This window comes from Metapseudomonas phytobenefica, from assembly GCF_043392685.1.
Classification (GTDB): domain Bacteria; phylum Pseudomonadota; class Gammaproteobacteria; order Pseudomonadales; family Pseudomonadaceae; genus Metapseudomonas.
Genome location: NZ_JBHZGM010000016.1, coordinates 50,810 through 61,542, shown reverse-complemented (window position 1 = coordinate 61,542; position 10,733 = coordinate 50,810). Strand labels below are relative to the sequence as shown.

8 protein-coding genes are annotated in these 10,733 nt (G+C 64.6%); 2 read left to right on the top strand and 6 right to left on the bottom strand.

The genetic code is table 11. The annotated features are described in order from the left end of the window. Nucleotides 1-135 precede the first annotated feature (135 nt). The 6 genes from ACFW0B_RS14405 to leuC all read right to left on the bottom strand — a co-directional run bounded on the left by ACFW0B_RS14405 (nucleotide 136) and on the right by leuC (nucleotide 6,435). Nucleotides 136-1,164 (bottom strand): aspartate-semialdehyde dehydrogenase, encoded by a 1,029-nt coding sequence (locus tag ACFW0B_RS14405; protein WP_449149233.1) that lies wholly within the window; start codon nucleotides 1,162-1,164, stop codon nucleotides 136-138. 110 nt (nucleotides 1,165-1,274) lie between these two features. Next, a complete protein-coding gene (asd, locus tag ACFW0B_RS14400; RefSeq protein WP_449149231.1) occupies nucleotides 1,275-2,387 on the bottom strand; it encodes an aspartate-semialdehyde dehydrogenase in 1,113 nt (370 codons plus the stop codon). Nucleotides 2,388-2,443: 56 nt separating this feature from the next. Beyond that, the gene (leuB, locus tag ACFW0B_RS14395) at nucleotides 2,444-3,526 is read right to left on the bottom strand and encodes a 3-isopropylmalate dehydrogenase (RefSeq protein ID WP_449149229.1); all 1,083 of its coding nucleotides are present in this window, start codon (nucleotides 3,524-3,526) and stop codon (nucleotides 2,444-2,446) included. A 42-nt stretch (nucleotides 3,527-3,568) separates the two neighbouring features. Then, nucleotides 3,569-4,333, bottom strand: coding sequence for a class I SAM-dependent methyltransferase (locus ACFW0B_RS14390; protein ID WP_449149227.1), 765 nt, complete (start codon nucleotides 4,331-4,333; stop codon nucleotides 3,569-3,571). Nucleotides 4,334-4,350: 17 nt separating this feature from the next. Further along, the gene (gene leuD / locus ACFW0B_RS14385; protein ID WP_449149225.1) at nucleotides 4,351-4,995 is read right to left on the bottom strand and encodes a 3-isopropylmalate dehydratase small subunit; all 645 of its coding nucleotides are present in this window, start codon (nucleotides 4,993-4,995) and stop codon (nucleotides 4,351-4,353) included. A 15-nt stretch (nucleotides 4,996-5,010) separates the two neighbouring features. Continuing rightward, nucleotides 5,011-6,435 (bottom strand): 3-isopropylmalate dehydratase large subunit, encoded by a 1,425-nt coding sequence (gene leuC / locus ACFW0B_RS14380; RefSeq protein WP_449149223.1) that lies wholly within the window; start codon nucleotides 6,433-6,435, stop codon nucleotides 5,011-5,013. Nucleotides 6,436-6,605: 170 nt separating this feature from the next. Here leuC and ACFW0B_RS14375 point away from each other — a divergent pair, with 170 nt between their 5' ends. Together ACFW0B_RS14375 and ACFW0B_RS14370 are read left to right on the top strand one after the other, a co-directional pair. Next, a complete protein-coding gene (locus ACFW0B_RS14375; RefSeq protein ID WP_449149221.1) occupies nucleotides 6,606-7,493 on the top strand; it encodes a LysR family transcriptional regulator in 888 nt (295 codons plus the stop codon). Between the two features lie 111 nt (nucleotides 7,494-7,604). Then, nucleotides 7,605-10,538: an EAL domain-containing protein gene (locus ACFW0B_RS14370; RefSeq protein ID WP_449149219.1), complete on the top strand. Its 2,934-nt coding sequence runs from the start codon at nucleotides 7,605-7,607 to the stop codon at nucleotides 10,536-10,538. Nucleotides 10,539-10,733 lie beyond the last annotated feature (195 nt).

Below are 10,733 nucleotides of genomic sequence, written 5' to 3'. Positions count from 1 at the left end.
TTCCCTTGTTTTTAACTTATTCTCGCTGCGCGAGATGAGGGTCTTAAGTCGCTGCCTGCGCGCGCCGAAACGGCGGCTCCCCATCAACGATAAGGCCAAGCCAGTATTGTCAAGCTAGAATGTATCTACAAACTTTCAGGTAAGTATCTTTGACAGATAGTGTTTTATCAACAACTCGGCAGACTGCACGGCATTGAGCGCAGCGCCTTTTCTCGCATTATCAGAAGCAATCCACAAATTGAGTTCGCAGGGGTCATCCAACCCACCCCGAACCCTTCCTACATATACCGAATCCTGCCCCACGGCGTCGCCGACAGCGGTCGGATAATCGCCCTCGTCTTCTACTAATTCGACACCCGGCGCCGTCGCCAGCCGCTCGCGCACCCGTTCGAGGTCGACCGGCTGCCCGGCCACGACGGATACCGCCAGGCTGTCGCCAAAGAAGACGGGAGCCAGGGCGCAGGTCGCCGACACCCGCAGGCCCGGCACGCCGAGCAGCTGCTTGATCTCGCCCGCGAGTCGCCGCTCCAGGGCGATATGGCCCTCGGCATCCGGTGCACCGGCCTGGGCCAGGACGTTGAAGGCGATCTGCCGATCGAAGAAGCGCGGTTCCAGCGGGCGCGCATTGAGCAGCTCGGCGGTCTGGCGCGCCAGTTCAGTGACGGCTTCGCGACCACGGCTGGAAACCGCGAGACTGGCCATCACGCTGAGGCGCTGCGGCTTGAGCAGATCGCCAAGCGGCGCCAGCACGCAAGCCAGGGCCACCGCACAGGCGCTGGGACTGGTCAGCCGGTACGGCGCCGTCAGCGTGTCGAGCGATTGTGGATTGGCTTCCGGAACCAGACTGGGCGCGTCAGCCGGATCGAGGGCACCGGACAGGTCGATCAGCGAGCAACCGGCGGCCGTCGCACGCGCAGCGAAACTGCGGGTCACCGCCTCGCCGGCAGCAAAGAAGGCGAGATGAGCCTGGGAGAAATCGAAGTCGGCCACGTCCCGCACCCGCAGGTTGCGGCCCTTGTAGGCGACCGACGCGCCCGCGGATTCGCCGCTGGCGAGCAGGTGCAGGTTACCGACCGGGAATTCCCGCTCTTCGAGGATCTGGACGAGGGTTTCGCCAACGGTGCCGGTGGCGCCGATCACGGCGATGTCGAGGGACTGGCTCATGGGGAAAGAACTTCTGGCGATGCGGGGAGCGGCACTTTAACCGCCACCCCGCACGCAGGCAATCGAGGGTCAGAAGGTGTCGACGAGCCTCATCGACACCCTCCTTGCCATCAACGCTCCAGCAGGATGCGCAGCATGCGGCGCAGCGGCTCGGCGGCGCCCCAGAGGAGCTGGTCGCCGACGGTGAAGGCGCCCAGGTACTGCGAGCCCATGTTGAGCTTGCGCAGGCGGCCGACCGGAACGCTCAGGGTGCCGGTCACGGCGGTCGGGCTCAGCTCGCGCATGCTGATTTCGCGCTGGTTGGGCACCAGCTTCACCCAGGGATTGTGCTGGCTGATCATGCCTTCGATGTCGGCGAGCGGCACGTCCTTGTTCAGCTTGATGGTCAGCGCCTGGCTGTGGCAACGCATGGCGCCGATGCGCACGCAGATGCCATCCACCGGGATCGGGCTCTTGAAGCGACCGAGAATCTTGTTGGTCTCGGCCTGGCCCTTCCACTCTTCGCGGCTCTGGCCATTGGGCAGTTCCTTGTCGATCCACGGGATCAGGCTGCCAGCCAGGGGAACGCCGAAGTTCTCGCTGGGGAAATCCTCGCCGCGCATGGCTTCGGCCACCTTGCGGTCGATGTCGAGGATGGCGCTGGCCGGGTTGGCCAGGTCATCGGCAACGGCACTGTTGATGGCGCCCATCTGCTTGATCAGCTCGCGCATGTTCTGCGCACCGGCGCCGGAGGCCGCCTGGTAGGTCATGGCGCTCATCCACTCCACCAGACCGGCTTCGAACAGGCCGCCCAGTGCCATCAGCATCAGGCTGACGGTGCAGTTGCCGCCGATGTAGTTCTTGGTACCGGCGTCCAGCTTCTGGTCGATGACCTTGCGGTTCACCGGATCGAGGACGATCACCGCGTCATCCTGCATGCGCAGGCTGGAAGCGGCGTCGATCCAGTAGCCCTGCCAACCGGCCTCGCGCAGCTTGGGGAACACCTCGTTGGTGTAGTCGCCGCCCTGGCAGGTCAGGATCACATCGAGGCTCTTCAGCTCGTCGATGCTGTAGGCATCCTTCAGCGGGGCAATGTCCTTGCCGACCGCAGGGCCCTGGCCACCGACATTGGAAGTGGTGAAGAACACCGGCTCGATCAGGTCGAAATCCCGCTCTTCCAGCATTCGCTGCATGAGAACGGAACCCACCATGCCGCGCCAACCGATCAGACCTACACGCTTCATGACAACTACACCTTTCTTGAAAAGTGGGCCGCCGGCATTCCGGCGGGCCCGACAGATTACAGATTACGCAGTGCCGCGACCACTGCATCGCCCATTTCGCGAGTACCGACCCTGGTCGAACCGGCGGAGTAGATATCGCCGGTCCGCCGTCCCTGGTCCAGCACCAGGCTGACGGCCTTCTCGATGGCGTCGGCGGCAACGGTCTGGTTGAAGCTGTAGCGGAGCATCATCGATACGGAAAGTATGGTCGCCAACGGGTTGGCGATGCCCTGGCCGGCGATATCCGGTGCCGAGCCGTGGCAGGGTTCGTACATACCCTTGTTGTTCGAATCCAGCGAAGCAGAAGGCAGCATGCCGATGGAACCGGTAAGCATGGAAGCCTCATCCGACAGGATGTCGCCGAACATGTTGTCGGTGACCATCACGTCGAACTGCTTGGGCGCGCGCACCAGCTGCATGGCGGCGTTGTCGACGTACATGTGGCTGAGTTCGACGTCCGGATAATCCTTGGCCACCTCTTCCACCACTTCGCGCCACAGCTGGCTGGAGGCCAGCACGTTGGCCTTGTCCACCGAGCACAGCTTCTTGTTGCGCACGCGGGCCATGTCGAAGCCGACGCGGGCGATGCGGCGGATCTCGCTTTCGCTGTACGGCAGGGTGTCGTACGCCTGGCGCTCGCCGTTCTCCAGCACGCGCTGCTCGCGGGGCTGGCCGAAGTAGATGCCGCCGGTCAGCTCACGGACGATCAGGATGTTCAGTCCGGCGACCACTTCCGGCTTGAGGCTGGAGGCTTCGGCCAGTTGCGGATAGAGGATGGCCGGGCGCAGGTTGGCAAACAGGCCCAGTTGCGAACGGATCTTCAGCAGGCCGCGTTCCGGACGGATGTCGCGCTCGATCTTGTCCCACTTCGGACCGCCCACGGCCCCCAGCAGCACGGCATCGGCCTTGCGTGCGCGCTCCAGGGTTTCGTCGGCCAGCGGCACGCCGTGCTTGTCGATGGCGGCGCCGCCGATGACGTCTTCAGTCAGCTCGAAACCCAGCTGGAACTTCTCGTTGGCCAGCTCCAGCACCTTGACCGCTTCGGCCATGATCTCCGGGCCGATACCGTCGCCGGGGAGAATCAGAATCTGCTTGCTCATGCTTTCCTCTCGTTAGGCGCGCTCCGCGCCATGCAATGCGTTCTAGCGTTCGGCCCAGAGCACCAGGACATCGGTGCTGAAGGAGCCGTCCGCGGCAATTTCAAAATATTCGCGCACCTCATCGCCCACGGCTGCCTGCAAGGCCAGGATGGCCTCGCGGAATACCACCGGCGTGCGCATGCGCTCGACCCAGGAGGCGAACTCCAGGCGCAACCGCTGGCGCGTGTGACTACGTACCTGCAAACCGGCCTCGGCCACCTGGCGCAGCCACTCGGCGGGCGAGTAGTTGCGCACGTGGCTGGTGTCTCGCAGCACTTCGACGGTCTGCAGATGGGTATCCAGCAGCGGGCGTCCGGGCGAAGCCACGTCGATGAATGCGGCTACGCCGCCCGGCTTGAGGACACGACGAACTTCGCGCAAGGCCATGCCCAGGTCGCTCCAGTGATGCGCCGAGTAGCGGCTGAAGACGAACTCGAAGCTGGCGTCAGCGAACGGCAGCGCCTCGGCCACACCCTGTTGGGTGACGACGTTGCGCAGGCCACGCTGGGCAGCAGCACTGGCCACGACATCGAGCATCTGCGCGGAGAGATCGTAAGCGACAACTTCACCGACCAGCGGTGCCACCTGGAACGCCACATGGCCCGCGCCGCAACCGAGGTCCAGCACACGCGCGTCGCCGCGCCCGGCCACCTCGGCCTGCAACAGGGCGAACTCGGAGCCCTGGGCATGCACGGCGCTGTTCAGGTAGGCAGCGGCCTGCTCGCCGAACTGCCGCTGGACCACTTGCTCATGGGCCTTGTCGCTCACGTTGCTCTCCTTGTCGTTCAGGCGTCGCGGAACAGCCAGGGGCTTTCCTGGCGGTGCTTGTTTTCGAAAGCCTTGATCGCGTCGGCATCCTGCAGGGTCAGGCCGATGTCGTCCAGGCCGTTGAGCAGGCAGTGCTTGCGGAACGCGTCCACCTCGAAGCTGTATTGCTTGCCATCCGGACGGGTGACGGTCTGTGCGGCGAGGTCAACGGTCAGCTGATAGCCCTCGGTGGCCTCGCACTGCTGGAAGAGCTCGTCGACTTCCTCGTCCTTCAGGATGATCGGCAGCAGGCCGTTCTTGAAGCTGTTGTTGAAGAAGATGTCCGCGTAGCTCGGCGCGATGATGGCGCGGAAGCCGTATTCGTCCAGCGCCCAGGGCGCGTGCTCGCGGGAGGAACCGCAACCGAAGTTCTCGCGGGCGAGCAGCACGCTGGCACCCTGGTAGCGCGGGAAGTTCAGCACGAAGTCCTTGTTCAGCGGACGCTTGGAATTGTCCTGGTTGGGCTGGCCCACATCCAGGTAACGCCATTCGTCGAACAGGTTGGGACCAAAGCCGGTGCGCTTGATCGACTTGAGGAACTGCTTGGGGATGATCTGGTCGGTGTCGACGTTGGCGCGATCCAGCGGAGCGACGAGACCGGTGTGTTGGGTAAAGGCTTTCATCTCGACTCTCCTTCCTTACTTGAGCAATTCGCGAACATCGACGAAACGGCCGGTCACCGCAGCGGCGGCAGCCATGGCCGGGCTGACCAGGTGGGTACGGCCACCGGCGCCCTGACGGCCTTCGAAGTTGCGGTTGGAGGTGGACGCGCAGTGCTCGCCGCTCTCCAGACGGTCCGGGTTCATCGCCAGGCACATGGAGCAGCCCGGTTCACGCCATTCGAAACCCGCCTCGATGAAGATCTTGTCCAGGCCTTCCTGTTCGGCCTGCTGCTTGACCAGGCCGGAACCTGGCACCACCAGCGCCTGTTTGACGGTAGCAGCGACCTTGCGTCCCTTGGCCACTTCCGCGGCGGCGCGCAGGTCTTCGATGCGCGAGTTGGTGCAGGAGCCAATGAACACGCGGTCCAGCTGGATATCGGTGATTGCCTGGTTGGCAGTGAGGCCCATGTATTTCAGCGCGCGTTCGATGGAATCGCGCTTGACCGGGTCGGCTTCCGCAGCCGGGTCCGGCACGCGCTGGTCCACGGGCAGCACCATTTCCGGCGAAGTGCCCCAGCTCACCTGCGGCTTGATGTCCTCGGCACGCAGTTCGACCACGGTGTCGAAATGCGCGTCGGCGTCGGACACCAGGTTGCGCCAGGCGGCCACGGCCTTGTCCCAGTCAGCGCCCTTCGGTGCAAAGGGACGGCCTTGCACGTAGGCGATGGTCTTTTCGTCCACCGCCACCAGGCCCACGCGGGCACCGGCTTCGATGGACATGTTGCAGATGGTCATGCGGCCTTCGACGGACAGGTCACGAATGGCGCTGCCGGCGAATTCCAAGGCGTGGCCGTTGCCGCCGGCGGTGCCGATCTTGCCGATCACGGCCAGCACGATGTCCTTCGCAGTGACGCCGGCAGGCAGCTTGCCTTCCACGCGGACCTGCATGTTCTTCATCTTCTTCGCCACCAGGCACTGGGTAGCCAGCACGTGCTCGACCTCGGAGGTGCCGATGCCGTGGGCCAGCGCACCGAAGGCGCCGTGGGTGGACGTGTGGGAGTCGCCGCAGACCACGGTCATGCCCGGCAGGGTAGCGCCCTGCTCCGGGCCAACTACGTGGACGATGCCCTGGCGCACGTCGTTCATCTTGAACTCGAGGATGCCGAAGTCATCGCAGTTCTCGTCCAGGGTCTTGACCTGGATGCGCGACACTTCATCGGCGATCGCTTCGAGGCCGCCCTGGCGCTCGGCGCGGGTGGTCGGCACGTTGTGGTCCGGGGTGGCGATGTTGGCGTCGACGCGCCAGGGTTTGCGTCCAGCCAGGCGCAGCCCTTCGAAGGCCTGCGGCGAGGTCACTTCGTGAAGGATGTGCCGGTCGATGTAGATCAGCGACGAACCATCGTCGCGGCGCTTCACCTCGTGAGCATCCCAGAGCTTGTCGTAGAGCGTCTTGCCGGCCATCGTCAGGTCCTCATCAGCTTGTTTCTGTGCGCAGGGGTCGAAAGCCCCTTTTGCTTGTGAGGTCGATCCTAGGGACTTGCATCGAATAACTCAAATTCATATTTTTTATTTAAAGCATTCCACAATGGAATGTAGAACCCAGCGGCCCTCTTCAGCCACGGAGCCCAGTCATGGATCTGGCCAGCCTCAACGCCTTCATCGCCATTGCCGAAACCGGCAGCTTCTCCGAAGCCGGGGAACGCCTGCACCTGACCCAGCCAGCGGTGAGCAAACGAATCGCCTCCCTGGAGCAACAGCTCAGCGTACGCCTGTTCGACCGCCTGGGCCGTGAAGTGAGCCTGACCGAGGCCGGGCGCGCCCTGCTCCCCCGCGCCTACCAGATCCTCAATGTGCTGGACGATACCCGCCGCGCCCTGAGCAACCTGTCCGGCGACATCAGCGGCCGCCTGACCCTGGCTACCAGCCACCATATCGGCCTGCATCGCCTGCCGCCCCTGCTGCGCGCCTTCACCCGCGCCTATCCCCAGGTCGCGCTGGACATCCAGTTCCTCGACTCGGAAGTGGCCTACGAAGAGATTCTCCACGGCCGCGTGGAACTGGCAGTGATCACCCTGGCGCCGGAAACCGCCCTGCCAGTGCAGGCGGTGCCGGTGTGGAACGATCCGCTGGACTTCGTCGCCGCGCCGGAACACCCGCTAGCCCGCGACAAGACCATCTTCCTTCCCGATGTGGCGCGGCACCCGGCGGTATTCCCCGGCGGCAACACCTTCACCCACCACATCGTGCGGCGCATGTTCGAGGCGGAAGGGCTGACGCCGAACATCGCCATGAGCACCAACTACCTGGAAACCATCAAGATGATGGTTTCCATCGGCATCGCCTGGAGCGTGCTGCCGCGCACCATGCTCGACGACTCGGTGGTGCGCCTGCCGCTGCAGGACATCCAGCTGTCGCGCCAGCTCGGCTACATCCTGCACACCGAGCGCACCCTGTCCAACGCTGCCAAGGCCTTCATGGCGCTGCTGGACGCGCAACGCGACAACCTTGCGTACCTGTGAAGGCAAAGGCTAATTTGAGCCGCATCACATAAGAAAAGGGCCGGAAGGCAGTAGGAACCTTCCGCCGTTCACCGGCCCGGATATCTGCCCTCTCGACGGAAAGGGGCGCGCATGCGCAAAGCCAGTGACCCGAATCTTCCGCTTCCCCATATTCCTGCCCTCGACCCCATCGCCTTCGAGCAATCCTGGCAAGATGCCGCGAGCCTTCTGGCCGCGCTGAACGGCGCCAGTCTGGGTGCCTGGTCCTGGGACATCGATTCCGGCCAGGTCAACTGGTCCCGTGGCGCCCAGGCGCTGTTCGGCCTGGACCCCAACCGCCCGCTGCGGCAGCCGGTGGAATACATTCAGCTGATCCCCGAGGAAGACCGCGTCGAAGTACTGCGGCTGTTCCGCGAAGTGCTCGACGGTCGCAAACCCCAACGTTCCATGTGCCATCGCATTCGCTGGCCCGATGGCACGCTGCACTGGCTGGAGATCAGCGGCAGCCTGCAGCAGCCCACGAGCGACGGCCGCCGACGCATGGTCGGCGTGATCCGCGACGTCACACGCCAGCGCGCCCAGGAGCAGGCCCTGAAGGACAGCCAGGAGCGCCTCAACCTGGCGCTGGAGTCCGCCGACCTCGGCACCTGGGACTGGCATATCGCGACCGGCATCCTCTATGGCTCCGCACGCGCCTCAGCCCTCCACGGACTGGCCAGGGAGCCGTTCGAAGGCGAGTTCCGGGAATTTTTCGTCTGCGTGCCGGAAGAAGACCGCCAGACCATGCGCCACGCTTACCAGGCGCTGCTGGAAGGACGCGGCAACGACTACCAGGTGACCTATCGCACCCGTTTCAGCAACGGCGAGGTGCACTACCTGGAAAGTACCGCCAAGCTCTACCGCGACGACCTCGGTAACCCGGTCCGCATGACCGGCATCCTCATTGACATCAGCGAACGGGTTCGCCGCGAACAGCGCCTGGCGGCCTCGGAAGAGAAGTTCGCCACCCTGTTCCAGGCCAGCCCCGACCCGATCTGCGTTTCGCGCATTCGTGACGGCGTGTTCATCGAGATCAACCCGAGTTTCAGCGAAGTGTTCGGCTGGCAGCCCGAGGAGATCGTCGGCAGGAGCGCCCCACAGCTGCAGTTCTGGGCCGATCCCGAGCAGCGCACACGAGTGTTCGGCGAACTGCTCCGCAACCAGGGGCTGGACAACGTCGAAGCACGCTTCCTCACCCGTGACGGCCGCCTGCTGACCTGCGTGGTGTCCAGCCGCTTCATCCGCGTCGAACGCCAGCTGTGCATCACCACCACCTTCCGCGACATCACCGCGCGCCAGCAGGCCGAAGCGGCACTCAAGGCCAGCCAGGAGAAGTTCGCCAAGGCGTTCCACTCCAGCCCCGACGCGATCACCATCACCGAGCGCGACAGCGGCCGTTACATCGAGATCAACGAAGGTTTCAGCCGCCTGACCGGATACCGCGCCGACGAAGTGCTGGGCCGAACCTCGAAGGAGATGAACATCTGGGCCAGGCCCAGCGAACGCGACCAAATGCTCGAAGAGCTCAGGCGCAATGGGCGTGTGCATCACCTGGAGATGATCGGCCAGCATCGCGACGGCAGCCAGAAGGTGGTGGAAGTCTCGGTGGAGCAGATCGACCTGGAGGGCACCGCGTGCCTGCTGCTCACCGCCCGGGACGTCAGCGCGCTCAAGGACGCCCAGGCGCAGATCCAGCACCTGGCCTACCACGACCCGCTGACCAACCTGCCCAACCGCGCACTGCTGACCGACCGCCTGACCCAGCAGATCGCCCTGCTGCAGCGCCACAAGATGCGCGGCGCCCTGCTCTTCCTCGACCTCGACCACTTCAAGCACATCAACGACTCGCTCGGCCACCCGCTCGGCGATGCCGTACTCAAGATGGTCACCGCCCGCCTGGAAGCCAGCGTGCGCCTGGAAGACACGGTGGCGCGCCTGGGCGGCGACGAGTTCGTGGTGCTGCTGACCGGGCTCGAAGGCAAGCGCTCGGAAGTCACCTATCAGGTCCGGGGAATCGCCGACAAGCTGCGCAAGCTGCTGGCCGAGCCCATGCTGGTCGAAGGTCACCGCCTCCAGGTCACCCCCAGCATCGGCATCGCCCTGATCCCGGACCACGGCGCGAGTCCGGCCGACCTGCTCAAGCGCGCCGACATCGCCCTCTACCGGGCCAAGGATTCCGGCCGCAACGCGATCCAGATTTTCCGCAGCACCATGCAGGAGGCCGCCAGCGAACGCCTGCGTCTGGAGAGCGACCTGCGCCTGGCACTGGCCCGCGACGAGTTCGAGCTGCACTTCCAGCCCCAGGTGGACGCACGCAACAACCGCATAGTCGGCGCCGAAGCCCTGCTCCGCTGGCAACATCCGACCTTGGGGCCGCAATCCCCCGGCCAGTTCATCCAGGTGCTGGAAGAGAGCGGACTGATCCTCGACGTGGGTGCCTGGGTGCTGGACGAAGCCTGCAACGCCTGCGAACAACTGCTTGCTGAAGGCCTGGTCAACGCCAAGGATTTCGGTCTCTGCGTGAACATCAGCCCCCGGCAGTTCCGCCAGAGCGACTTCGTCGAGCGTGTGGAGCGCGCCCTGAAACGGAGCCAACTTCCAGCCCAGGTGCTGAAGCTGGAGGTCACCGAAGGCATCGTCATCCAGAACATCGAGGACACCATCGGCAAGATGCGCCGCCTGAAGAAACTGGGTGCAAGCTTCGCCATGGACGACTTCGGCACCGGCTATTCCTCGCTGACCTACCTCAAGCGCCTGCCGGTGGATGCGCTGAAGATCGACCAGTCCTTCGTCCGTGACGCCACCCAGGACCCCAACGATGCGGAAATCATTCGCGCCATCGTCGCCATGGCCCGCAGCCTGGGCCTGGAAATGATTGCCGAGGGCGTCGAGCGCAGAGAGCAGCTGGACTTCCTCGAACAGCAGGGCTGCCACCTGTACCAGGGCTACCTGTACAGCAAGCCGGTGCCGCTGGCCGAGTTCCGCGCCCTGCTCGCCCACAGCCAGCAGCGACCGCAGCCGGCCTGAAGCAGGTGCAGGAGCGAGCTCTGCTCGCGAATCGGGCAGGCACATTGTTTCCCGTAGGTTGGTCCGAGGAACGAGGCCCAACGCAGCCGGGCAAGTCCGCTGCGTTGGGATTTGCAGGCTCGCGGAGCGCCGCCCGACCCAACCCACAAAAGCCTTCCCGCCCTGTGGGAGATTTCAATCGCGAATGAATTCCAC

Excerpts from the sequence above, each read along its gene's own strand:
- leuD (WP_449149225.1), bottom strand. The coding sequence starts at position 4,995 with ATGAAAGCCTTTACCCAACACACCGGTCTCGTCGCTCCGCTGGATCGC.
- ACFW0B_RS14375 (WP_449149221.1), top strand. The coding sequence starts at position 6,606 with ATGGATCTGGCCAGCCTCAACGCCTTCATCGCCATTGCCGAAACCGGC.
- ACFW0B_RS14405 (WP_449149233.1), bottom strand. The coding sequence starts at position 1,164 with ATGAGCCAGTCCCTCGACATCGCCGTGATCGGCGCCACCGGCACCGTT.
- leuB (WP_449149229.1), bottom strand. The coding sequence starts at position 3,526 with ATGAGCAAGCAGATTCTGATTCTCCCCGGCGACGGTATCGGCCCGGAG.
- ACFW0B_RS14370 (WP_449149219.1), top strand. The coding sequence starts at position 7,605 with ATGCGCAAAGCCAGTGACCCGAATCTTCCGCTTCCCCATATTCCTGCC.
- asd (WP_449149231.1), bottom strand. The coding sequence starts at position 2,387 with ATGAAGCGTGTAGGTCTGATCGGTTGGCGCGGCATGGTGGGTTCCGTT.
- leuC (WP_449149223.1), bottom strand. The coding sequence starts at position 6,435 with ATGGCCGGCAAGACGCTCTACGACAAGCTCTGGGATGCTCACGAGGTG.